This window comes from Dyella flagellata, from assembly GCF_030160275.1.
Lineage (GTDB): Bacteria > Pseudomonadota > Gammaproteobacteria > Xanthomonadales > Rhodanobacteraceae > Dyella_B > Dyella_B flagellata.
The window spans coordinates 1-22,538 of sequence record NZ_BSOA01000022.1 but is presented as its reverse complement, the minus strand read 5'-3'; the positions used below and the strand labels follow the sequence as shown (position 1 = coordinate 22,538).

Genomic DNA, 22,538 nt, shown 5'->3' with positions numbered 1-22,538 from the left:
CATCTGTTCGACTCTCGCCATCAACGCACGGAGCCCGCGCAGGTTGACTTTGGCGGCTCCCCTAAGCGCCCGCCCGCCTCGTGGCAGCCGTCAGCAGGCCCCAAGGCTTCCCAACTGACCCGGCGGCGCGGCGTATTGCCATGGATCGCGGTGACCCGCTCACCGTATGATGCGGCGAATATGACCAATTGGCGGGGGAAGCACATGCTGGATGGGTTCCTGGCGCTTTATATCTTCATGCTGGCTGCGTTCACGGGCTACGAGATCATCGCGCGGGTGCCGGTGATCCTGCACACGCCGCTGATGTCCGGCTCCAACTTCATACACGGCATTGTGCTCGTGGGAGCCATGATAGCGCTAGGTCATGCGCACACAGCGTTTGAACTTGCGATTGGCTTCATCGGCGTACTCCTGGGTGCCGGCAATGCGGCCGGCGGTTACGTGGTCACCGAACGCATGCTGGAGATGTTCAAGTCCAGCAAGCCGGGGCAGCGCAGCAGGGAGGCCAAGTGATGGCCTGGCCGCAGACGCTGATCGACGCCTGTTATTTCATCGCAGCTCTCCTGTTCATCCTCGGCTTGAAACGCATGAGTTCCCCGCGCACGGCGCGCGGGGGCATCGTCTGGGCCGGCTTCGGCATGCTGCTGGCGGTGGTGGCCACTTTGCTGCTGCCGGACATGCAGAACCGCGGCTTGATCATCGCTGCCGTGCTGGTCGGGGTGGCGGCGGCATGGTGGTCGGGCCGGCGGGTGGCGATGACCGCCATGCCGCAGATGGTGGCGCTGTACAACGGCATGGGCGGCGGCGCGGCGGCGGCGATTGGCGCCTCCGAGCTGGTCAGTCACGCGCGGGATCTGGTGGCAGGCGCACCTGCGCCGAACACCTTCCCGTTGATGCCGGAAAGCTGGTCGCAACTGCACGGCGCGGCAGCCGTTGCGCCGCTTAGCCCGGTGGCGCTGGCCTTGGGCGTACTCGGAGCATTGATCGGTTCGGTGAGTTTTTCCGGTTCGTTGATCGCCTTCGCCAAATTGCAGGGCTGGCTGGACCGGCGTTTCGTTTTTCCCGGACAGCAAGTGGTGAATCTGCTGGTGTTGGCGGCAGCGCTGCTGATGGGTGTGGCGCTGGGCAGCGGGCACATCACCATTGCCCTGGTTTGCGCGTTCTTTGTGTTGGCGCTGCTATTCGGCCTGCTGATGACGCTGCCGATCGGCGGCGCCGACATGCCGGTGGTGATTTCGCTCTACAACGCCTTTACCGGCCTGGCGGTGGCGTTCGAGGGCTTTGTGTTGCAGAACGAGGCGATGATCATCGCCGGCATGGTGGTGGGTGCGGCCGGTACGCTACTGACGCAACTGATGGCGAAGGCGATGAACCGCTCGATTGGCAACGTGCTGTTCGGTAACTTCGGTGCTGCGGCGGGCGGTGCTGCGCAGGCCATCAGCGGCAGCCAGAAGCCGATTGAAGCCGCCGATGCCGCGGTGATGATGGCTTATGCCGAGCGCGTGGTGATCGTGCCCGGTTATGGCATGGCGGTGGCGCAGGCCCAGCACAAAGTGTGGGAATTCGCGCAAGTGCTGATCGCGCGCGGGGTGAAAGTGAAATTCGCCATTCATCCCGTGGCCGGCCGCATGCCCGGCCATATGAACGTGCTGCTCGCCGAGGCCGGCGTGCCGTACGACCTCATCGTGGATATGGAAGACATCAATCCGGAATTTCCCGTTACCGATGTCGCGCTGGTGATCGGCGCCAACGACGTGGTCAATCCAGTAGCGAAAACCGATCCGTCTTCGCCGATCTACGGCATGCCGATTCTCGATGTGGCCGACGCCAAGCAGGTGATCGTGGTGAAGCGCGGCAAGGGCACCGGTTTTGCCGGCATCGAGAACGCGCTGTTCTACGCGGACAACGCGCGAATGCTCTACGGTGACGGCCAGGCGGCAGCTGGCCAGCTGGTGGCCGAGTTGAAAACGCTGGACGGCTAAGGCGCCGGTACATGTAGGCTGGGATGACAATCCCAGCCTATGCGTTAACCTGGTTTGCGTGCGGTGGCGGCAGGCGAACGCATTGCCGTCACTACCGCAACCACAACGCCAACGGCAGCCCAGGCGATATCAAGCTTGCTGGTTGCCAGGCGCATGAAGTCCAGCAGCATCGGCAGGCCCGCCGTGCGGGCCGCGTCGAGCAGACCGTAATCGGTCATGGCGGAAATGTTGACGGTGGTGATCAGCACGCGGCAGTACACGCTTGCCACCACCGTGGCCAGCGCCGCCAGCAGCGCGGCATTCCATTTCTTGCCGTGCACCCACTGCCTGATCGCGACACCGAGCAGCCAGCCGGCCAGTACGGCCAGCCAGGGCAACGGCCGGTGTAGGAACACGGTAGGCAGCAGCCAGACGGCACCGGCCGCCAAGCCCAGCATCAGCGAGCAGAACAACGCGAAGCATTCGCCCACGATCTGGCGCAGGGTCATGGCTGGTTACCAGGGATGGCGGGGAACATGATCACGTGCTGTCCTGCGGCGAGGCAAAGCGGGCATCTTAACGTGAGTTAGGACCGGCTATGGCCTTGAGATTGGTAGGTTAAGCCTGATCTTGAGGACAGGGCCTAGCAGCGGCCGGCATAATAGAGGACCGGATCGCCGCCGGTCGGCTTTCCTTAATGATTTCCAAGAGATGGCATGAGCGGTTTCAGTCTTAGCAGCGAGCCCTTCACCCTGGAACGGGATTGCAAGGCAGTGATGGTGCCCCAGGGCGAGAACGTGGTGTTGCCGGCCGGCCAGGTGGGCTACATCACGCAGGCGCTTGGCGGCAGCTTTACCGTGTATGTGGAAGGCAACCTGTTCCGCATCGCCGGCAACGATGCCGATGCGTTGGGCAAGGAGCCGCCGCCGCCGCTTGAGCTGCCCGACAACGCCACCGACTCCGATGTGGAACAGCTGGTCTGGCAGCAGTTGCGCACCGTGTTCGATCCGGAGATTCCGATCAATGTGGTCGAACTCGGCCTGGTCTACGACGTGAGCCTGGAGACTATCGCCCAGGACGAGCGCAAGGTGTACGTGAAGATGACGCTCACCGCACCGGGCTGCGGCATGGGCGATGTGCTGGTCGATGACGCGCGCACCAAGCTCGAACTGGTCCCGACCATCAAGGAGGCGGATGTCGACCTGGTGTTCGATCCGCCGTGGAATCACTCGATGATGTCGGAAGTGGCGAAGCTGGAAACCGGCATGCTTTGAAGCCGGGCAGGGTTACCTGCTCACTTCTTCGAACCGGTTCGCCTCGCGATTCTTGCGCACTTTTGCCGGGTCCCACACGCGGCCATTCATGGCGATGTAAACGCCTTCGGGCAGCGTCTGCACCGCGGCTACCGCACAGCCGATGTTGAACACCGCGTCCGAGCCCTGGAAGCGCGCGGGGTTCAGTGCGCCGGTAAGCACGATCACCTTGCCCTTGATGGCGGCTAGTTCCTGCGCGGTCTCCACCATGGTGTCGGTGCCGTGCGTCACCAGCACGTGGCGGCCAGGTTGCGCTTCGATGGTGGAGCGGATCAGTGCGCGATCTTCCTGGGTAATGTGCAGGCTGTCCTTGCGCAGGATCGGAATCACGTCGAACTGGAACGCCACGCCGAGCTGGCTGAGGATGTCGCCGATTTGCGGCGCGCCGATCTTGTAGTCCGACTTGTCGTCGAAGTAGATCTTGTCGATGGTGCCGCCGGTGGTGACGATGGTCAGATGCTGCATGATCGAAGCTGGCGTCGGGAGGGGAGCGGGCATTCTAACCGGTCTGGCGCGGCCCATCATTCCAGCAGCAGGCGCGTATCCTCCCCGTCGATGTCGGACAAGCGCAGCAGGCCGTGGCCCAGGAAGCGGCGCAGCGCCGCCGACGGTCGTTTGTCGCCGCGTGGGGTCGACCAGGCATCCTGGCGCGCCAGCAATGCCGCCGCTGCGCAGCGCGCCAGCGTGAAGGCGACACCGCGCGCTCCGGCTTCCAGGGTGGGGCGGTCGAGCTTTCTTTCATCCAGGTGCATGGCAGTGGCATCCAGGGCCGCGTGCACGGTAAACGAAGCGGGAGTGTTGTGGGCGGGCTTTAACCAGTGGCCGATGAGCTTGCGCAAGGCGGCAAAGCCATCATGGCTACCCAGCGCGCGCAGGCTGTCCAGCGACAGCACGTTGGTGGTGCCCTCCCAGATGGGATACACCTGCGCATCGCGCAGCAAAGGCGGCAGGCCGGTATCTTCGATGTAGCCGGCGCCGCCAAAGCATTCGAGCGCTTCCGAACACAGGCGGACCGCCATCTTGCCCGTCCACAGTTTCACCAGCGGCGTGAGCAGGCGCAGCGAGGCGGCTTCATCCGGGGATGCGGCGCCTTGCTCCACGCGCCCCAGCAGATGGGCCACTTCGAAAACCAGCGCAAAGGCGCCTTCGAATTCGGCCTGCATATCGGCGAGCGTCTGCGCGTGCAAGGGGTGTTCAAGCAATGGACGGCCAAACGCATGGCGGCGTCGGGCATAGTCGCGCGCAAGGCTGACTGCGCGCGCCATGCTGGCGACCGCCCCGATCGCGTTCCAGGTACGTGTGATATTGAGCATTGGCGCGATCTGCCGCACGCCGTTGGCAAGTTCGCCCACGGGCCAGGCAGGCAAGCCTTCGAGGTGGATTTCCGCGGTGGGCAGTTCGTGCGTGCCGAGCTTGTCTTTCAGGCGATCGATGACCAGCTCCGGCTTGCGCTCGCTACCGTTCATCGTTTCCACGTAGAACAGCGCGAGCGATGCGGCGCCACCACCTGCATCCCCCGGTCGTGCGAGCGCCAGAGCAGCTTCGCCCACCACGGCGGAGCTGAACCATTTGCGGCCATACAGACGCCAATGGCCTTGGGCATCCTGCCTGGCCACGGTTTCGGTGTTGCCTACATCGGAGCCGCCCGGGTTCTCCGTCATCCATTGTCCGGACAACCAGAACTGGCCGGCTTCGCGACTGAGGAAATGCGGCAGGGCGCGGTCGATCAAAGCCCGGTTGCCGGAGGCTTTCAGGGCGGTGGCGGCGCCATCGGTCATCGCCAAGGGGCAGGTGTAGAACTCGCTGGCGACGTGGTAGACGTAAGCGCGTGCGAATTCTTCTAGCCGCGCGAATTCGTGAGCCTGGTGTCCTGAGGCGAGAATGCCGTGGCGGGTGGTCAGTCCGGGGCCTTCAAGCCATGCCGTGGTCAGTTCGACATGATCGACGCGGCGGCCCCAGGCATCCCATTGCGTGAGCACCGGTTTGCGCCGCGTGCTGTGGCGGCTGCGCTCGAACGCCATCAGGGCGTAATCGCCCAAAGCGTCGAGATCGGCAGCGAGTGCGGCACGCCGTTCTTGCGGCAGCACGCGATCGAGCAGGGCGATCAGCAAGCGATCGTCGCGATACGGGTGGGCGAGTTGCGGGGCGTCTTGCAGGAATCCCATGCTGGTTACCTCGGCAAGTTTGCATGTAGGCTGGGATGGCAATCCCAGCTTTCCACTGGCATCACGATGCTGGGATTGTCATCCCAGCCTACGCCCTTCGCCGGCGTCTTACGCCCGCGCCAAGCGCGGCAATCAGCGCCAAGGCAAGCAACACTTCCAGCAAAGCCGGCACGCGCTCCTGGGCCGAACTCCAGCTTTCGGCAACGCCATGGCAGAAATAGAACAGGCTCAACATGCCTGCCCATAGCAGGGCGCGCCTTACGTTGCCAATCGCCAGGAACGGTAGCAGCAGCGGAATGACCGTCACGGACAGCACCAGCCACATCGGCAAGTGCTGTGGCGGAAACAGCCACGCATACCAAGCGCATTGCAGCAGGATCAGCGCGACCCACGCCGTTATGCCGATGCGGTAGGTGAGGCTCATGCGTTGGCCGCCAGCTTACGCGCGGTATCCGCCAGGCGCCGGCCCAGCGCGCGTGCAAGTTCGCGCTCGTGCTCGCTGATGCCGTTCTCGCCCTTGGGGCCTGCCACATGGCTGGCACCGTAGGGTGTGCCCCCGCTTAGGGTGTGGCTGAGGGCCGGTTCCGTGTACGGAATGCCCAGCAGGAGCATGCCGTGGTGGAGCAGGGGCAGCGCCATGCTCAGCAAGGTGGATTCCTGGCCGCCGTGCATGGTGCTCGTTGCCGTGAACACGGCGGCCGGCTTGCCGACCAGCGTGCCGCTGGCCCACTCGGCCCCGGTACTGTCCAGGAAATGTTTCAGGGGGGCGGCCATGTTGCCGAAGCGTGTCGGGCTGCCCATGGCCAGGCCTATGCAGTCGTGCAGGTCCTGCCGGGTGACGTATGGCGCGCCTTCCTCCGGTTCCGGCGGCTGCGCTACCTGGGTGACCGGAGCCACCGGCGGCACCTGGCGCAGGCGGGCGCGCAGGCCGGGGATTTCCTCCACGCCACGGGCGATCAGGCGTGCGAGCTGGGCGGTGTGGCCGGTGCGGCTGTAGTACAGGACCAGGATGTCGCTCATTCGGTTTGGGTGGTTCGGACGGGATGGGGTAGTGTACGGGTGAGATCAGGGATGTTGATAAACCAGATGAACATGCGTTTCGACCGCGATCGCACGATGACCTTCGGGCGCTTCCTGTGGAAGCGCTTTCTGGACGACAAGTGTTTCGAAACGGCCGGCGCGCTGTCGTATACCACGCTGGTCTCGCTGGTGCCGCTTACCGTGGCGGTGTTGGCCATGTTCGCCGCGTTTCCGATGTTCGAGGAAGCGCGCGATACCCTGATCAATTTCGTCTTCAGCAATTTCGTGCCGGCGGCGGGCGAGACGGTGCAGAAGGCGCTGCTGGACTTTGCCTCCAACGCCAGCAAGCTCACCGGCATCAGTGTCCTGGTGATGCTGTTCAGCGCGGTGTCGATGATGATCAGCATCGAAGACCGCCTCAACCGCATCTGGAAGGTACGCCAGCACCGCCCGTGGGGGCCGCGCCTGTTGCTGTACTGGGCCGCGCTTACGCTTGGACCGATCCTGGTGGTCGGCGGTATTGCGGTGACGTCCTATGTGGCCGCGGTGCCGATGCTGCGCAATGCCGGCGAACAGCTCGGTATCGGGCAGGAGCTGCTGAAAGCGATGCCGTTCGTGGTGACTTTTCTCACGCTGTGGCTGCTGTATACCACCGTGCCCAATCGGCGCGTAAACCGGAAGCACACGGCGATCGGCGCGCTGCTAGGTGCCCTGCTGTTCGAACTCGCACGCTGGGGCTTCACCAACTACGTCCGCAGCGCCCAAAACTATCAGCAGATCTATGGTGCGCTGGCGATCATCCCGTTGCTGCTGTTGTGGATCTATCTGTCGTGGGTGATCGTGATCCTGTGCGCGTCGGTATCGGCGTCGATGTCCGCGTTCGAATACCAAAAGCCCTGTGATGCGATGCCCGAAGGTTCGGAATTCCTCGGCCTGCTAGTGGTGCTGCGCCATTTCGCGGACGCACAACGTGCCGGGCGATGCGTGGATCCGGTCGTCATTCGTGAAGCGGAACCTTGTCTGCGCAGCGAGGCGATCGCGACCTATTTCGACGATCTGCGTCGTGCCGGTTTGATTCATCGCGGCGAGACGGGCGGGTGGTCGCTGGTGCGCAGCCTGGATAGCACCGACCTGCTGCAGGTCTATCGGCACAGCGGTTATCGCCTGCCGTTGAATCCGGCCGAACATGTCGCCGCCTCGGGCATCAAGCTGCCGCAGGAGCTGCTGTCCCTGCTTGCCCGGCTGGCGCACTCGCTGGACGCCGCGCTCGGCACCCGCCTGGACAGGGTTTATCCTGTCTCGCCTCCTACGGCGCCTCCTCGCCAGGTCACCCACAAGCAGGAATCGGAAACATGAAGTTGTTCGCATCGTCTCTGTTGCTGGCTGCAGGTTTGCTGGCCGCGCCTGTGCACGCCGCCATGCCTGCACAGCCTTCGCTCAAAGTGACGACCTTGGACGGCAAGCCGTACGACCTGGCTGCCGAGCGGGGGCATTGGGTGATCGTGAATTTCTGGGCGACCTGGTGCGTGCCGTGCATCAAGGAAATGCCGGGGATTTCTCAGTTCGTAAAGACGCACCCGAATGTGCGCGCCATCGGCATCGCTTACGACGACACGGATGCTTCCGACATCCGTGCCTTCCTGGTCAAGCATCCGGTGAGCTTTCCGGTGGCCCAGGTCACGATGGACAAGCCGCTGAAGGATTTCGACGAACCGCTCGGCTTGCCGACCACCTGGTTGATAGGGCCGGACGGTAAGGTGGCCAAGCATTTCATGGGGCCGGTCACGCCCGCTTTGCTTAGCGCAGCGATAGGAGGATGACATTGATGACTTGCCTGAGGCACTGCGTTTTGCACATACGCACCAGGTGAGCTATCCGATGGCACAGGGTTTGAGGGACCGGATATGAAGCGATTTGCCCCATTGCTCTTGCTGATAGCGGTTGCTTTCATGGTGTCGCACTTGACCGGCATGCCGACACGGCCATCGTTGAAGGTGACCACGTTGGATGGGCATCCCTATGACCTGACTAGCCAACGCGGGAGTTGGGTGATCGTGAATGTCTGGGCCACCTGGTGTGAGGCGTGCATCGAGGAGTTGCCGGGCCTCTCCCAATTCGTAAGCGCGCATCCGGACATCAGTGCTATCGGCATCGCCTATGACGACACCGATCCGGCACAGATCCGGGCCTTTCTGGAAAAGCATCCACTCAGTTATCCGGTGGCGCAGATCAGGATGGAACAGCCGCTCGGGGATTTCGACCGGCCACGGCTCATACCCACTACTTGGGTGATCGCACCCAATGGCAAGGTCGCCAAGCGCTTCGTGGGAGAGGTCTCTTCAGCTCAATTGAGTGCGGTGATCGGAGAGTGACAACATGAGCGGCGTTCGCTTCATTGTCAGTGGCAAGGTCCAGGGCGTGTTCTTCCGCGCGAGTACGCGCAACGAAGCGATGCGGCTGGGCTTGCATGGCCACGCGCGCAATCTTTCCGATGGTGGGGTGGAGGTGGTCGCGAGCGGCAGCACGGAAGCTTTGCGCGAACTGGAGCAATGGCTTTGGGAAGGACCTCCCGCCGCGAAGGTCGCCGAAGTGACTCGCAGCGACTATGCCGGCGAAGTGCGCGCGGGGTTCCTGGTTTTCTAGATCGTAGGCGGGGATTGGCATCCCAGCCTACAGGTCGATATGCGCCGGTGGCCGCCCAATGCGGTAGCGCGCGCTGATCGTCAGCACCGCACGCCGGAAGTCCGCCGCGAAGCCGCGCACGTCGAACAACGGACTGCGCTCGCGTTGCTGCGTAATGTGCTTGCGCAATGTCGCCAACGCTGCCGGATCGTTGCCCAGCGCGGTGGCCATGCCGATGAAAGAGTCGTTGTCGCTCGTGATCAGTTCGGGCAGGCCCAAATGGTGCAGCAGGCTCGTTACGGTGCGCGAAGCCATGGTCTTGCCGGTACGAGTGAGCACCGGGCATCCGGCCCATAACGCATCCGCAGCAGGGGCGCGCGAGTTGATGGGTAGCGTATCCAGGTACAGATCCACGTGCGCGTAGCGTGCCAGAAGCTCCGGATAGGGCAGGCGCGGCATGAAGATCAGGCGCTCGGGTGCAACATCGAGTGCGGCTGCCGCCTGGCGCAGGCGTTCGTCGGTATTGGCCGGCCCTGTGAGTAGCCACAATACGCTATCGGACACTTGCTGCAGGATCAGCATGCAGCGCGCGAACACCGCCGGGTTGATGGCCTGCGTTTCATTGAAGCAGGCGAATACGATGGCTTGCTCCGGCAGGCCACAAGCGGCACGCGATGGCACTTCCGACCGCACTCGCCGCGGATTGTTCGGTTGATGGCAGCGCTGGAGGCGGATGACCTTTTCGCTGACATGTTCACGCAGCTCCTGCGGCAGCACGATGGCATCGGTAAGCAGGTAATCCATCCACGGTGCGCCAGAACTGCCGTTGTAGCCCAGCCAGTTGACCTGAACGGGTGCGGGGCACAACGCCATCAGTTCGGCGTTGCCACGGCTGCGATAACCGTTGACGTCGAACAACACTTCGATGGCCATGCCATGAATGCGCTGTGCAATCTCGGCGCGATTCAGCGCGGAAACGTCATGCAGCGTTGCCGCTGCCGAGAGGCGCTGCCGCACGGAACTGCCGTCGTCCGGCATCATGGCGAACAGATGAACGTCCAGATCGCTTTCGGCCAATGCCTCGATAACGGCGACGATGTGCTGGCCGAACGCTGTTTCGTTCAGACCCTCCACCAGCATGCCGAGGCGGACTGGTGTATCGGGCATGGGCAACTGGTGGCGCAGCTTGAGTTGCTGGCGAAACGCCGCCGCCTGGCTTTCTATGATCGACGCATAGGTTTTCGCGCAACGCAGTTGCATGCCGGCGTCGGCCTCTTCGGCAAGAAACGCGAATGGATGCACGCCCGGCGCGTCTTCTGAGACCGCGCGGATCACCCGTTCGCTGAGTGCATCGATGTCCTGCCAGCGGCACAGCCGGCGGCGCACGAACAGCAATTGCCCCATCACCGGCACTGAATCGGGCGCGCGCGCCAGCGCTTCGGTAAAAGCGTCGTGGGCGTTAATGAGATCGCCGGCTTCATCGAACATCAGCGCGGCCTGGAGCATGTGCTGCACTTTGTCGGGCGCCAGCTTGCCGGCTTGCAGCAGCGAAGCGGCGGCCTCTCGTGGGCGGCGTTGCAGGTGCAGCAAGTGACCTAGCATCGCGTGGGCGACTTCCGCGTTCGGTACCTGCTGCAATACTTGGCGCACCAAGCTTTCGGCTTCCGCCAAACGCCCCAGTTCCATTTCCGCGGCAGCCAGGTTGAGGCGCAAGGAGGGATGCTGCGGCATGGCCTGCAAGGCTTGCGCAAAGGCATCGCGTCCTTGCGCATGTTGCCCGTTCGACATATAGGCCGCGCCCAGCGCTTGCAGTAGTGCCGGATGCCCGGATGCCCTGGTCTGTGCCTTTTGCAGGCGCTCGATGGCGGCGCCGACTTTGCCGTCGGCCATGGACAGGGAGGCCAGGTTGCACTGCAGTTCGATGTCGTTCGGCGCCAGTTCCGCGGCGCGATTCATCGCCGTCTGCGCCTCGCGACGCCGGCCCAGGCGCAGCAGGGCTACGCCGTGCAGGCGAATCAGCTCGGCCGATACCGGAAATTGCCTGCGTGCCTCGCCCGCGAAGTTGGCTGCTTCCTCATTGGCGTCGCGCTGCAGCAGCCCGGTGAGCTTTTGCAGGGTGGAGCTGATATCGGTGAGTGGCGCGTTGGTCATCGGCTGGCAGCAGGGCAAAACGAACAAAAGGGGGTAGGCCTGCCATCAGCGCCGGCATGACGAGCTGGAAAGACTGCCCCTGTAATACGGCTTTAGATTAGCGCGAACCGCGGCGGTCAATGTCCGGCGAGCGATTTCAGCTCGTCTGCCTGGTGTTCCCGCGCGAGCGTGCCGAACAGCTCGTCCAGCTGGCCTTGCATGACATCCGGCAGGTTGTGCAGGTCCAGGCCGATGCGGTGGTCGGTAATCAGGTTGTCCTTGTAGCGATAGGTGCGGATGCGCTGGCTGCGATCGCCGGTGCCCACCTGCAGGCGCCGCGACTGCGCCTGCTCGGCCGTCTGCTTGGACTGTGCCTCGTCCAGCAGGCGCGCCTTGAGCAGGCTCATGGCGCGGGCGCGGTTCTTGTGCTGACTGCGCTCATCCTGGCATTCCACCACGATGCCGCTGGGCAGATGCGTGATGCGGATCGCCGAATCTGTCTTGTTGACGTGCTGGCCGCCGGCGCCGGAGGCGCGAAAGGTGTCGACCTTCAGGTCGCCTGGCGAGATCTGGATGTCCTCGATCTCGTCCAGCTCCGGCAGCACCGCCACGGTGGCGGTGGAGGTGTGCACGCGCCCCTGCGACTCGGTGACCGGCACGCGCTTCACGCAATGCACGCCCGACTCGAATTTCAGCCGGGAGTAGGCGCCCTTGCCTTCCAGGCGGGCGATGATTTCCTTGTAGCCACCATGCTCGCCGGGATGCTCGCTGAGGACCTCCACTTGCCAGCGCTGGCGCTCGGCATAGCGGGTATACATGCGGAACAGGTCGCCGGCGAAGATGGCGGCTTCGTCACCACCGGAACCGGCGCGCACTTCAAGGTACAGGTTGGCTTCGTCGCGCGGATCCTTGGGGATCAACAGGCATTGCAGATTGCTGTCGAGTTCGGCCAGGCGGGCTTCCAGCTGCGGAATATCCTCGGCGGCCATGTCGCGCAGCTCCGGATCGTCCAGCATGGCGCGCGCATCGGCGAGCTCGCGTTCGGTGTTCGTCAGCTCGCGCATGGCGTCGGCGACCGGCTGGAGCTGCGCGTATTCGCGCGACAGTTCGCGGAAACGCGTGTTGTCGGCCAGCACCTCGGCCTGGCCGAGCAGCAGGGCGAGTTCTTCGTGGCGCTCGACGGTGGCTTCGAGTTTGCTGCGGATGGAAGGTGTCATGAAGGATCTAAGGCTGGGGAGGAAAGGCGTGCGAAACGATGCATAGCGCGGCAGCCAGCCGCACTCGCTATTCGTCGTTCGCTTCCAGCTTTTCGTCTTCGCCCAGGCCGTACAGCCGCCCGGCGGCATGCAGCAGATCGTAATCGCCGCTGAGTGTGGCTTCGCGCAGCCGCGCACTGGGATGGTGCAGCAATTTGTTGGTCAGGGTATTGGCCAGGAAGGCCAGGGCTTCGTCAGGCGACTTCCCGCGCGCTAACATCGCGCGCGCCTTGTCCAGCACCTGGTCGCGATAGGTTTCGGCATGTGCGCGCAGGTCTACGGCGGGATTGCGGATGGTCAGCGCACGGCGCCAGGCCATGTAGCGCTCCACCTGCAGGTCGATGATCGCATCCGCCTCACGCGCCGCGTTTTCGCGCGAGCGGCGGTTGTCATCGATGACCTGGCGCAGATCATCAATGCCGTAGAGATAGACGTCCGGCAGTTCGCCGACCGCCGGTTCGATATCGCGCGGTACGGCAATGTCCACCATGAACATCGGTTTGCGGCGGCGTGCGGCAATCGCCTTTTCCACCACCGCGCGGGTCAACACCGGCTGCCGTGCGGCGGTGGAGGCGATCACGATATCCGCCTCGGCCAGATGCTGCGACAGATCGCTCAGGGCAATCGCATAGCCGCCGTGGCGACCCGCCAGTTCCTGCGCGTTTTCCAGCGTGCGATTGGCCACGATCAGTCGGCGCACCTGTTTTTCGGCCAAGTGGCGCACCGCCAGCTCGATGGTGTCGCCGGCACCGATCAGCAGCACGCAGGCCTGGCGCAAGTCGGTGAACACACGTTCGGCCAGCCGCACGGCCGTGAAAGCCACCGATACGGTGTGCGCGCCGATGCGCGTATCGGTACGCACGCGCTTGGCCACGGCGAAGGTGTGCTGCAGCAGGCGATCCATGGGCGCCTTCAGCACATGGGCCTCACGCGCCTGCTGATAGGCATCCTTCACCTGGCCGAGAATCTGCGGTTCGCCCAGCACCATCGAATCGAGGCCGGTGGCGACCCGAAACATGTGCCTCACGGCAGCTTCGTCATCATGGCGATACAGGAACTCGTCAAGCTTGCCGGGAGTCAGACGGTGGTGGCGGCTGAGCCATTCTTGTGGAACGTTCTCCGCGCCTGCCGTTACGCTGACGTAAAGTTCGGTACGGTTGCAGGTGGAGAGGATCAGCGCTTCGTCAACGCCGGGTTCGCGCGCAAGCTCGCGCAGCGCTTCGCTGGCCGCGCTTTCGTCGAATGCCACCTGCTCGCGCAGGTTGACCGGCGCGGTGAGATGGTTGAGCCCGAGGGCGATCAGCTTCATGGCGTAATGCGAGTGAGAGCGACGGGCGTTGGCCGGCGTAAACTAAGTACGCCAAAATGGCGAATTGGTTGGAGGAATAGTGTGCTGAGCGGGACGGTCGAGTTCAAGCAAGTGCGGCGCTTTGTAGCTGGTGGGTTGGTCGTGCTTGGGCTGGCCGGATGCGCGGTGGCACCCCATCGGGCAGGCGGCCCGTCGATGGCGTCACCGCAGCCGCTGACGCGAATGGTAGTGGCTACGCCAGACCCGGACCACGACCTGCTGGCCCAGTTGCTGGCTGGTGAATTGGCGTTGTCGAGCTCGGATCTCAAGGCCGCCTCACAGTCCTATGCCAAGGCGATGCTGATCTCCAGCGATCCGGAGGTGGCCGGCAAGGCCGCCGCCCTGGCCATCGCCATCCATGATCCGGAGGGCGCCCGGCAAGCCATCGACCGTTGGCAGAAGCTGGGTGCGAGCACCGCGCAGCTGGCACAGGCTCGGGCCCAGCTGGCCATGGAGCAAGGGCAGGCCGAGGAAGCCAGCCGCCAGCTGGGCTTGCTGATCGGCAGCGGCGACAAGGATGCGTGGCGCATGTTCGGCCGCGTCCTGATCGGCAGTCGCGATCCGGCGCTGGCCGGACGCCTGCTGGAATCCCTCGCTACGCCCGACCATCTCCCGGCCGACCCCAAGGCGTGGCTGGCGATGAGCGAGCTGGGCGAGCAATTGAACCGCCATGTCTACGCCCAGCAGATCGCCGATGGCGCTCTGAAGCGTTTCGGCACGGCTGAGACGTATGCCTGGGCCGCCCAGCTCAAGCTGAACAACGGCGACCGCAGCGGGGGGCTCAATCTGCTGCGCCAGGCGCAGGTGAAGGACCCGAACAACATCGGTCTGCGGCTGACCTATGCGTCCCTCCTGGGTCAGAGCGGCCAGTACACCCAGGCGAGCCATCTGCTCGAAAAAGGTCCGCAGAACGCGCAGACCTATGCGCTGCGCGCCGCCTTGGCCGCCAACGCCAAGGACAACAAGACGCTGCAGCAGGTTTATGCGCAGCTCTCGCAGGCCCCGGACGAGGTGCGCAACACCAGTGTCTACCTGCTCGGCCAGCTTGCCGAGGTGCTTGGCCACAAGGACGAGGCGCTGAAGTGGTACGACCAGGTATCGGACGAGGACGACCATGCCTTCGACGCCGACCTGCGCAGCGCGATCCTGTTGCAGGACCTCGGGCGCAGCGCGGAGGCGCACCAGCAATTGGCGGAGATGCAGACGGACTATCTGGATCAGCCCGCGCAGCTGCGTCGCGCCTATGAAGTGGATGCCGACCTCTATCTGCGCGAGAAGCGCTACCCGGAGGCGATCGATTCCTTCAGCCATGCGCTGCAGGTAGTGCCCGATGATCCGGATTTGCTGTATGGGCGCGGGCTGGCGTACGCGGAGATCGGCAAGATCGATCCGGCCGTGGCGGATTTTCGCCGCCTGCTGACGATCAAACCGGGCGACGTCGACGCCAGCAATGCGTTGGGCTTTACGCTCGCCGACGCGGGGCGCGATCTGTCGGAAGCCGAGCAACTGATCGCCGCGGCGCGCGCGGCAAAGCCGAACGATCCTTCGATCGCCGATTCGTGGGGCTGGCTGCAGTATCGGCTCGGCCACCTGGATCAGGCCGCCGAGGTGCTGCGCAACGCGTGGCAGAGCGGCAAGGACGCCGATGTCGGTGTTCACCTCGGCGAAGTACTGTGGAAGCAGGGGCATCGGGAGCAGGCGCAGCAAGTGTTCGATGAGGTGCGCCGAGAAGATCCGCACAACCTCGCCCTGCAACAAACCTTGAAGCGGCTGGAGCCATGAAGTCATCTCTACGTGTTTTTGCAGCGCTCGCGCCGCTGCTGCTGGCAGCGTGCGCGCCCCAACAACTGGTGCGCAACAAGGGCGATGCAGCTGCATTGGCGCAGCAGGATGCGCGCGAACAGCAGCTGGCGAGCGCCAATCACTGGGTCTTGCAAGGCAAGCTGGGTGTGTCCAACGGCCAGGATGCAGGCAGTGGCGGTTTCACCTGGACCCAGGACGGCGATCACTACGAGTTCGTTTTTCGCACGCCGATTACAGGCAAGAGCTATCGTCTGACCGGCAACCCCGATGGCGCCGAGCTGGATGGCGCGGAAGGCGGTCCGCAACGCGGGCCGGATGCAGAAAGCCTGATGCGCCGTGCGTTGCACTGGGAGGTTCCGCTCGACGAACTGCGTGCCTGGGTACTCGGCTTGCGGGCGCAAGGTATGCAGGCCGACCTGAGTTTTGGCGACGATCGCTTGCCTTCGGTGCTGCAGCAGGACGGCTGGACGGTGAGTTATCCCGCCTGGGACATGACGCACCAGCCACCGCTGCCGGCGAAGGTGTTTGCCGAAAAGCCGCCGTATAAGGTGCGCCTGGCGATCGAATCGTGGAGCCTGCAGTGAGTTTTCACCTTAAGGATTTGAACTGATGTCATTCCGCATCCAGCGCGCCACGGCCGCCCATGTAGACGTCATTTGCGACATCGAGCGCACAGCGGTGCAATTGTTTCGCGATCATCCGGCGTGGCGGTTCTATTCCCGCCTCTCCATCCCGAAGGACCTGCTCGCCGAAGAAATTCGGCGCGGCTTCGTGTGGGTGGCCCTCGATGAAGCAAGCGGCGATGTAGTGGGTTTCGTATGGCTCGACGTGGAATTGCACAGCGATGTGGTGAGCCTTGCCGAGATCGACGTGCTGCCGGAGTTTCATCGGCGCGGCATCGGCTCGGCGTTGCTTGAGCATGCCTGCGCCTGGGCGCAGGAGAAGGGTTATCGCCGCATGGACCTGGGGACGCTGCCCGACGTGCCGTGGAACGCACCGTTCTACACCAGGCATGGCTTCGTGGTGGTCGACAAGAACGATCCCGCCTACGCCTATGCACTCGAGCGCGACCGCGAAAATGGGTTTCCGCAGGAGTTGCGCGTATTCATGTCGCGCTCGCTTTCGGCCTGAGAAGGTGCGCGGTCAACAAATTGAATTGACACGCATTGCGCCTCCCGCCACAATTTTCCTTCTTTGCTCCCCGGCGAGCCCTTAGCGCAGGTCCGGATAGCAGATTCCCAACCAATACTGGGGCGTCGCCAAGCTGGTTAAGGCACGGGATTTTGATTCCCGCATGCGTAGGTTCGAATCCTACCGCCCCAGCCATTTCGCAGCGGGAGCCGTTCGGCTTCCGTTTGCGCAGTCCGGGAATGGGCTGCATGGCATCGGGCACTTGCGTGCCCGAAGATTTTCAAGCTCCATTCGGGCACGTACCGGAGGGGCGGGTCGGAAGGGGCGGGAGCGCGCCTGACCACCCAAGCTGACTCCATAAGCCAGGTTCTGAGGAAAACAATCGTGGATACGCCCACCCCGATGCTGTTTACCGGCAATGCGCACCGTGCCCTGGCCGAGGATATCGCCCATCGCCTGGGGATCCCGCTGGGCAAGGCCCTGGTCGGCAAGTTCAGCGACGGCGAAGTGCAGATCGAGATCGAAGAGAACGTCCGCCGCCAGGAAGTGTTCGTGGTGCAGCCTACCGGCGCACCCAGCGCGGAGAACCTGTTCGAGCTGCTGACCCTGGTCGATGCGCTCAAGCGCGCCTCCGCGGCCAGCGTTACCGCGGTGATGCCGTATTTCGGCTACGCCCGCCAGGATCGCCGCCCGCGTTCTGCGCGCGTGCCGATCACCGCCAAGCTGGTGGCTCGCCTGATCGGCACCGCTGGCGTGGACCGCGTGCTGACCGTCGACCTGCATGCCGACCAGATCCAGGGCTTCTTCGACGTGCCGGTGGACAACGTCTACGCCTCGCCCATCCTGCTGGCCGACATCTGGCGCAGCTACAGCATGGACGACCTGATCGTGGTCAGCCCGGACGTGGGCGGCGTGGTGCGCGCACGCGCCATCGCCAAGCGCCTGGACGATGCCGATCTGGCCATCATCGACAAACGCCGCCCCAAGGCCAACGTGGCCACGGTGATGAACATCATCGGCGACGTGGAAGGCAAGACCTGCGTGATGGTGGACGACATCGTCGACACCGCCGGCACCCTGTGTGCGGCGGCTGCGGCCCTGAAGGAGCGCGGCGCCCGCAAGGTAGTCGCCTACTGCGTGCATCCGGTGCTGTCGGGCGCGGCAATCCGCAATCTGGAGGGCTCCCAGCTCGACCAGCTGGTGGTCACCAACACCTTGCCGTTGCGCGAGGATGCCAGGAACTGCGCCAAGATCCGCCAGCTTTCGGTGGCGGAACTGCTGGCGGAGACGATCCGGCGCATCGCCTTTGGCGAGTCGGTGAGTTCGCTCTACATCGACTGAGCGAGGCTCCGCGGGGCGTAGGCTGGGATGACAATCCCAGCTCACCGCGCAGCCTCCCAATGCCGGGATTGCCATCCCAGCCTACGCGCTGGGCGGCCTCGCGTATTTTTCGGTATACTTATGCGCTTTTCCGCCCGCATCCGCGGGCGTTCCGGCTCTCCTGGTCGCGGGGGAGTCAGTTTGGTCGCCGCGAGGCGGCTTTCAAAAACCTAAGGCAATACCAACATGGCCAAGACTCATGAAATCGTGGCGCAAGTGCGCAAAGACGAGGGGAAAGGTGCGAGCCGCCGCCTGCGTCGTGCGTCCTTCGTGCCCGCAGTGGTTTACGGTGCGGGTCAGCCCGCCGAGAGCATCCAGATCGAGCACAACACCATCCTGCTCGCCGCCAAGCACGAGTGGTTCTTCTCCTCGGTGCTGGACCTGAACGTCGACGGCAAGGTGCAGAAGGTGCTGGTGCGCGACTGGCAGAAGCATCCGTTCAAGCAGCAGATGCTGCACATGGACTTCCTGCGTATCAACGAGAACGAAGCGATCCGCGTGAACGTGCCGGTCCACTTCCTCAACCAGGAAAAGTCCCCGGCCGGCAAGACCGCTGGCGTGGTGATCTCGCACAACCTCAACGAAGTGGAAGTCTCCTGCCTGCCGAAGGATCTGCCGGAGTTCATCGAACTGGACCTGGCCGACCTCAAGCCTGGCGACATCATCCACCTGTCGCAGCTGAAGCTGCCGGCGAACGTGGAAATCCCGGCGCTGCATCTGGGTGCCGATCACGACGTGGCCGTGGTTACGGCTGTGACCGTGCAGGAAGAAGTCGACGCGGCGCCGGCCGAGGGTGCCGAAGGCCAGCCGGCCGCCGAAGCTTCCAAGGAACCCAAGAAGTAAGCCGTTTGGCCTCCTACTCCCTCTCCCTTCCGGGGAGAGGATTGGGCTGAGGGGCCACACTTGCGGCCAACTCCAAGCTGATCGATGGCAGGCCTACGACTCATCGTCGGACTGGGTAACCCCGGTACCGAATACCTCAGAACCCGGCACAACGCCGGGTTCTGGTTTGTTGACGCCCTGGCAGCAGGGCAGGGCGAGCGCTTCGGCTTCGACGGCAAGCTGCATGGCGAGACCTGCAAGCTGCGCATCGGCGGCGAGCCGGTATGGCTGTTGAAGCCGGCCACCTTCATGAACAAGAGCGGCATCGCTGTCGCTTCCGCGTTGCGCTACTACAAGATCGAGCCGGAGCAGTGCCTGGTCGCTCATGACGACCTGGATCTTCCCGCCGGCGCCGTGCGCCTGAAGTTCGATGGCGGCCACGGCGGCCAGAACGGCTTGCGCGACATCATGGCCCATCTGGGCCACGGCAAATTCCATCGCCTGCGCCTTGGCATCGGTCATCCCGGCCACAAGGACCAGGTTACGCCGTGGGTGCTGGGCCGGCCTTCGGCCAAGGACGAGGATGCGATGCTGGAGGGCATTGCCGGCGCACTGGATGTGCTGCCGCTGGCGGTCGATGGGCAGTTCGACAAGGCCATGCAGCGGCTGCACACACCGGCAAAGCGTTGAGTTGCCGATCGCCACTTAACTATTTCGTTTTTCACTTTCAACCCCGGATCAAGAAACCATGGGCATCAAATGCGGCATCGTCGGCCTGCCTAACGTCGGCAAATCCACCTTGTTCAACGCATTGACCAAGGCGGGCATTGCCGCAGCCAACTTCCCGTTCTGCACGATCGAGCCGAACGTGGGCGTGGTGCCGGTGCCCGATACGCGCCTGCAGGCGTTGTCGGACATCGTCAATCCGCAGAAGGTGATCCCCACCGCGGTGGAGTTCGTCGACATCGCGGGCCTGGTCGCGGGCGCCTCCAAGGGCGAGGGCCTGGGCAACAAATTCCTGGCGCATATCCGCGAGGTGGATGCCATCGCGCATGTGGTGCGCTGCTTCGAGCACACCGACATCGTGCACGTGGCGGGCAAGGTCGATCCCATTGCCGACATCGACACCATCGATACCGAGCTGGCACTGGCCGACCTCGATTCCGTCGATAAGGCGCTGAACCGTGCCGAGCGCGCCGCCAAGGCCAATGACAAGGAAGCCTTGGCCAAGAAGCCCGTGCTGCAAAAACTCGCCGCCGGTCTTAATGAGGGCCGGACCGCGCGCAGCCTGGGCCTGGATGACGAGGAAAAGGCGCTGGTGCGCGACCTGTTTCTGCTCACCCTGAAGCCGCTGATGTACATCGCCAACGTGCGCGAGGACGGTTTTGAAAACAACCCGCACCTGGACGCCGTGCGCCAGCGTGCAGTAGCCGAAGGCGCCGAGGTGGTGCCGGTGTGCGCCGCCATCGAAGAAGAGCTTTCGCAGCTCGAAGACGCCGACCGCGACGAATTTCTCAAGGACCTGGGACTCGAAGAGCCCGGCCTCAATCGCGTGATCCGCGCCGGCTACAAGCTGCTCAACCTGCAAACCTATTTCACCGCTGGCGTGAAAGAAGTGCGCGCCTGGACCATCAAGCGCGGTTTCACCGCACCGCAGGCGGCTGGCGTGATCCACACTGATTTCGAGCGCGGCTTCATTCGTGCCGAAACGGTGGGCTATGACGACTTCATCCAGTACAAGGGCGAAGCCGGCGCCGCCGCCGCGGGCAAGCTGCGCAAGGAAGGCAAGGACTACATCGTCAAGGATGGCGATGTGCTGCACTTCCTGTTCAATGTCTGAGTTTGAGCCGGCCCCGCGCAAGCGGGGCTTTTTCCATGCGAGCATAGATTTGCCCGTATGGAGTGGATGCTCATGTCCCATGATGCATTGAGGATACGACTCGCCCAAGCAGATGATGCTTGCGCCATCGGCGTACTGAGTCGTCGCGTCGTGCGACGCTGGGTTTTGCCCGAGCAATCGCCAAAAATTGGCCGCGAATTGCTACTGCGTCTTTCTGCCGGCTCGCTGCGTCAGAAGATCATCGAAGGCCAGCGTTTCCACCTGGCCTATTTGGGCGAGGTATTGGTGGGCGTTGCGGCGATGCGTGACGACAGCCATCTTTTGCATCTTTACGTCGGTACTCGCTATCAGGGGCGGGGCATTGCGCGGCGGCTGTGGCAGCGCACTTTGAATGACGCTGTTCGGCGCGCTGGTACGCGGCGATTTACGCTTAACGCAACGCGCTGTGCCGTACCGGTTTATGTACGACTAGGCTTTCATGCAGAAGGGCCGGAACGGCCATCTCCCAGCGGTGTGATCACCACGCCCATGAGCCTTCGGCTGACGACGCGGCGCAACAAGCAGGCATAATGTCGTCTTGCGATTGGCGTACCCGTTGGAGTGTCCATGTCCGGCCAGCAGCACGAAGTCACCCTGCGTTTTCTTGCCCAACCCACCGATGTGAACTTTGGTGGCAAGGTGCACGGCGGCATGGTGATGAAATGGATCGACCAGGCCGGTTATGCCTGCGCCGTGGGCTGGAGCGGGGCGTACTGCGTGACGGTAGCGGTAAGCGGCATCCAGTTCGTCAAGCCGATCCTGATCGGCGACATGGTCAGCGTGCGGGCCAAGCTGATTCATACCGGCACCTCCAGCATGCAGATGGCAGTGGACGTTTTGGCACGCGATCTGCGCACGGGCGAGGAGCGCCTGGCGACCAGTTGCGTGATGGTGTTCGTGGCGCTGGACAAGGCCGAGGGCAAGCCTACGCCGGTGCCGCCATGGACGCCGCGCGACGAGAACGAACGTCAGTTGCAGGAGCAGGCGCGACATCTGCTTGAGCTTTCCAAGGGCATGGCGCAGTACGTGGATACGCGCGGCGCGGGAAACGACTGAAGCAAGATGGCGCTTTGCTCGAAAAAATCTTGGAAAATCGGCCGCTTCCCCTGGTTCAGGTGTTGACACATCCGGCCTCGATCCACACAATAGCCGTTCTTTGTTGGAGGGATACCCAAGCGGCCAACGGGGGCAGACTGTAAATCTGCTGGCTTACGCCTTCGGTGGTTCGAATCCACCTCCCTCCACCAGTCAACTTCACGGGTAACTGTGTCAGGCTGGAAGGCTGGTAGCAAAAGCGGTTGAATTCGCTGATGCGGTCCAGAGACGAGTTCCGCACCGAGCGGGAGTAGTTCAATGGTAGAACCTCAGCCTTCCAAGCTGATGGTGCGGGTTCGATTCCCGTCTCCCGCTCCATTGATCTCGTCAGGTTTTTAAGGGTCCGGCAGGATGCCGGTCTACTCTTCGCCGTCATGGAGGATGGTCGAAAGATTTGCTCATGTAGCTCAGTCGGTAGAGCACTTCCTTGGTAAGGAAGAGGTCGCTGGTTCGATTCCAGTCATGAGCACCACCTATGTGGCTACAAGCGGTATCGCCTGATAGCTCGTTTAGATTTCCTTATCACTCAGACTCCATCGGGATTTTGCGCTCATGGCAAAGGGTAAATTCGAACGCACCAAGCCGCACGTGAACGTGGGCACGATCGGTCACG

The 22,538-nt window shown here is 63.4% G+C and carries 24 protein-coding genes and 4 tRNA genes; 20 read left to right on the top strand and 8 right to left on the bottom strand.

Annotation, left to right across the window (positions count from 1 at the left end):
• Positions 1-204 precede the first annotated feature (204 nt).
• Both QQJ96_RS12195 and QQJ96_RS12190 read left to right on the top strand, forming a co-directional pair.
• Complete coding sequence (locus tag QQJ96_RS12195) at positions 205-513, top strand: NAD(P) transhydrogenase subunit alpha part 2 (RefSeq protein WP_284332344.1); 309 nt, start codon at positions 205-207, stop codon at positions 511-513.
• Complete coding sequence (locus QQJ96_RS12190; RefSeq protein WP_284332279.1) at positions 513-1,982, top strand: NAD(P)(+) transhydrogenase (Re/Si-specific) subunit beta; 1,470 nt, start codon at positions 513-515, stop codon at positions 1,980-1,982. Before QQJ96_RS12195 ends, QQJ96_RS12190 begins: the two co-directional genes overlap by 1 nt.
• Positions 1,983-2,026: 44 nt before the next feature.
• On the opposite strand, the gene QQJ96_RS12185 is transcribed toward QQJ96_RS12190, so the two are convergent.
• Positions 2,027-2,470: a hypothetical protein gene (locus tag QQJ96_RS12185; protein WP_284332278.1), complete on the bottom strand. Its 444-nt coding sequence runs from the start codon at positions 2,468-2,470 to the stop codon at positions 2,027-2,029.
• A gap of 207 nt (positions 2,471-2,677) precedes the next feature.
• On the opposite strand from QQJ96_RS12185, the gene sufT reads away from it, so the two are divergent.
• A complete protein-coding gene (gene sufT, locus QQJ96_RS12180; protein ID WP_284332277.1) occupies positions 2,678-3,235 on the top strand; it encodes a putative Fe-S cluster assembly protein SufT in 558 nt (185 codons plus the stop codon).
• A gap of 12 nt (positions 3,236-3,247) precedes the next feature.
• Here the strand turns inward: sufT and QQJ96_RS12175 are convergent, their stop codons facing one another.
• The 4 genes from QQJ96_RS12175 to wrbA all read right to left on the bottom strand — a co-directional run bounded on the left by QQJ96_RS12175 (position 3,248) and on the right by wrbA (position 6,459).
• Positions 3,248-3,739: an asparaginase domain-containing protein gene (locus tag QQJ96_RS12175; protein ID WP_284332276.1), complete on the bottom strand. Its 492-nt coding sequence runs from the start codon at positions 3,737-3,739 to the stop codon at positions 3,248-3,250.
• Positions 3,740-3,795: 56 nt separating this feature from the next.
• Entirely contained in the window at positions 3,796-5,439 is a 1,644-nt protein-coding gene (locus QQJ96_RS12170; protein ID WP_284332275.1) for an acyl-CoA dehydrogenase family protein, read from the bottom strand.
• A gap of 88 nt (positions 5,440-5,527) precedes the next feature.
• On the bottom strand, positions 5,528-5,863 hold the full coding sequence (locus QQJ96_RS12165) for a DUF2069 domain-containing protein (RefSeq protein ID WP_284332274.1): 336 nt from the start codon (positions 5,861-5,863) through the stop codon (positions 5,528-5,530).
• Entirely contained in the window at positions 5,860-6,459 is a 600-nt protein-coding gene (gene wrbA / locus QQJ96_RS12160) for an NAD(P)H:quinone oxidoreductase (protein ID WP_284332273.1), read from the bottom strand. The genes QQJ96_RS12165 and wrbA overlap by 4 nt, the downstream gene beginning before the upstream one ends.
• A 66-nt stretch (positions 6,460-6,525) precedes the next feature.
• Here wrbA and QQJ96_RS12155 point away from each other — a divergent pair, with 66 nt between their 5' ends.
• From QQJ96_RS12155 to QQJ96_RS12140, 4 genes are all read left to right on the top strand, one after another.
• Positions 6,526-7,815 carry a YihY family inner membrane protein gene (locus QQJ96_RS12155; RefSeq protein ID WP_284332272.1) on the top strand — a complete coding sequence of 430 codons (1,290 nt, stop codon included), beginning with the start codon at positions 6,526-6,528 and terminating at the stop codon, positions 7,813-7,815.
• Positions 7,812-8,279, top strand: coding sequence for a TlpA family protein disulfide reductase (locus QQJ96_RS12150; RefSeq protein WP_284332271.1), 468 nt, complete (start codon positions 7,812-7,814; stop codon positions 8,277-8,279). Before QQJ96_RS12155 ends, QQJ96_RS12150 begins: the two co-directional genes overlap by 4 nt.
• 84 nt (positions 8,280-8,363) lie before the next feature.
• Complete coding sequence (locus tag QQJ96_RS12145; RefSeq protein WP_284332270.1) at positions 8,364-8,831, top strand: TlpA family protein disulfide reductase; 468 nt, start codon at positions 8,364-8,366, stop codon at positions 8,829-8,831.
• 4 nt (positions 8,832-8,835) lie between these two features.
• Positions 8,836-9,102 (top strand): acylphosphatase, encoded by a 267-nt coding sequence (locus QQJ96_RS12140; RefSeq protein WP_284332269.1) that lies wholly within the window; start codon positions 8,836-8,838, stop codon positions 9,100-9,102.
• Between the two features lie 27 nt (positions 9,103-9,129).
• Here the strand turns inward: QQJ96_RS12140 and QQJ96_RS12135 are convergent, their stop codons facing one another.
• The 3 genes from QQJ96_RS12135 to hemA all read right to left on the bottom strand — a co-directional run bounded on the left by QQJ96_RS12135 (position 9,130) and on the right by hemA (position 13,776).
• Positions 9,130-11,232: an O-linked N-acetylglucosamine transferase, SPINDLY family protein gene (locus QQJ96_RS12135; protein WP_284332268.1), complete on the bottom strand. Its 2,103-nt coding sequence runs from the start codon at positions 11,230-11,232 to the stop codon at positions 9,130-9,132.
• A gap of 116 nt (positions 11,233-11,348) precedes the next feature.
• On the bottom strand, positions 11,349-12,428 hold the full coding sequence (gene prfA / locus QQJ96_RS12130) for a peptide chain release factor 1 (RefSeq protein ID WP_284332267.1): 1,080 nt from the start codon (positions 12,426-12,428) through the stop codon (positions 11,349-11,351).
• A 67-nt stretch (positions 12,429-12,495) separates the two neighbouring features.
• A complete protein-coding gene (hemA, locus tag QQJ96_RS12125) occupies positions 12,496-13,776 on the bottom strand; it encodes a glutamyl-tRNA reductase (RefSeq protein WP_284332266.1) in 1,281 nt (426 codons plus the stop codon).
• Positions 13,777-13,971: 195 nt separating this feature from the next.
• Here hemA and QQJ96_RS12120 point away from each other — a divergent pair, with 195 nt between their 5' ends.
• The 13 genes from QQJ96_RS12120 to QQJ96_RS12060 all read left to right on the top strand — a co-directional run bounded on the left by QQJ96_RS12120 (position 13,972) and on the right by QQJ96_RS12060 (position 22,397).
• On the top strand, positions 13,972-15,597 hold the full coding sequence (locus QQJ96_RS12120) for a tetratricopeptide repeat protein (protein ID WP_284332265.1): 1,626 nt from the start codon (positions 13,972-13,974) through the stop codon (positions 15,595-15,597).
• Entirely contained in the window at positions 15,594-16,202 is a 609-nt protein-coding gene (gene lolB, locus QQJ96_RS12115) for a lipoprotein insertase outer membrane protein LolB (RefSeq protein ID WP_284332264.1), read from the top strand. Before QQJ96_RS12120 ends, lolB begins: the two co-directional genes overlap by 4 nt.
• A 25-nt stretch (positions 16,203-16,227) precedes the next feature.
• Positions 16,228-16,749: a GNAT family N-acetyltransferase gene (locus tag QQJ96_RS12110; RefSeq protein WP_284332263.1), complete on the top strand. Its 522-nt coding sequence runs from the start codon at positions 16,228-16,230 to the stop codon at positions 16,747-16,749.
• A gap of 118 nt (positions 16,750-16,867) precedes the next feature.
• Positions 16,868-16,944: transfer RNA gene (locus QQJ96_RS12105), tRNA-Gln, on the top strand.
• Between the two features lie 207 nt (positions 16,945-17,151).
• Positions 17,152-18,090: a ribose-phosphate diphosphokinase gene (locus QQJ96_RS12100; RefSeq protein ID WP_284332343.1), complete on the top strand. Its 939-nt coding sequence runs from the start codon at positions 17,152-17,154 to the stop codon at positions 18,088-18,090.
• Between the two features lie 225 nt (positions 18,091-18,315).
• Positions 18,316-18,972 (top strand): 50S ribosomal protein L25/general stress protein Ctc, encoded by a 657-nt coding sequence (locus QQJ96_RS12095; protein ID WP_284332262.1) that lies wholly within the window; start codon positions 18,316-18,318, stop codon positions 18,970-18,972.
• An 84-nt stretch (positions 18,973-19,056) separates the two neighbouring features.
• Positions 19,057-19,641, top strand: a complete 585-nt coding sequence (gene pth, locus QQJ96_RS12090; RefSeq protein WP_284332261.1) for an aminoacyl-tRNA hydrolase — start codon at positions 19,057-19,059, stop codon at positions 19,639-19,641.
• 58 nt (positions 19,642-19,699) lie between these two features.
• Positions 19,700-20,791, top strand: a complete 1,092-nt coding sequence (gene ychF / locus QQJ96_RS12085; RefSeq protein WP_284332260.1) for a redox-regulated ATPase YchF — start codon at positions 19,700-19,702, stop codon at positions 20,789-20,791.
• Positions 20,792-20,863: 72 nt separating this feature from the next.
• Positions 20,864-21,361: a GNAT family N-acetyltransferase gene (locus QQJ96_RS12080; protein ID WP_284332259.1), complete on the top strand. Its 498-nt coding sequence runs from the start codon at positions 20,864-20,866 to the stop codon at positions 21,359-21,361.
• 36 nt (positions 21,362-21,397) lie between these two features.
• On the top strand, positions 21,398-21,886 hold the full coding sequence (locus QQJ96_RS12075) for an acyl-CoA thioesterase (protein WP_284332258.1): 489 nt from the start codon (positions 21,398-21,400) through the stop codon (positions 21,884-21,886).
• Between the two features lie 105 nt (positions 21,887-21,991).
• Positions 21,992-22,077 (top strand) — tRNA-Tyr (locus QQJ96_RS12070).
• 92 nt (positions 22,078-22,169) lie between these two features.
• A tRNA-Gly gene (locus QQJ96_RS12065) sits at positions 22,170-22,243 on the top strand.
• A 78-nt stretch (positions 22,244-22,321) separates the two neighbouring features.
• Positions 22,322-22,397: transfer RNA gene (locus QQJ96_RS12060), tRNA-Thr, on the top strand.
• The last annotated feature ends 141 nt before the right edge of the window (positions 22,398-22,538 follow it).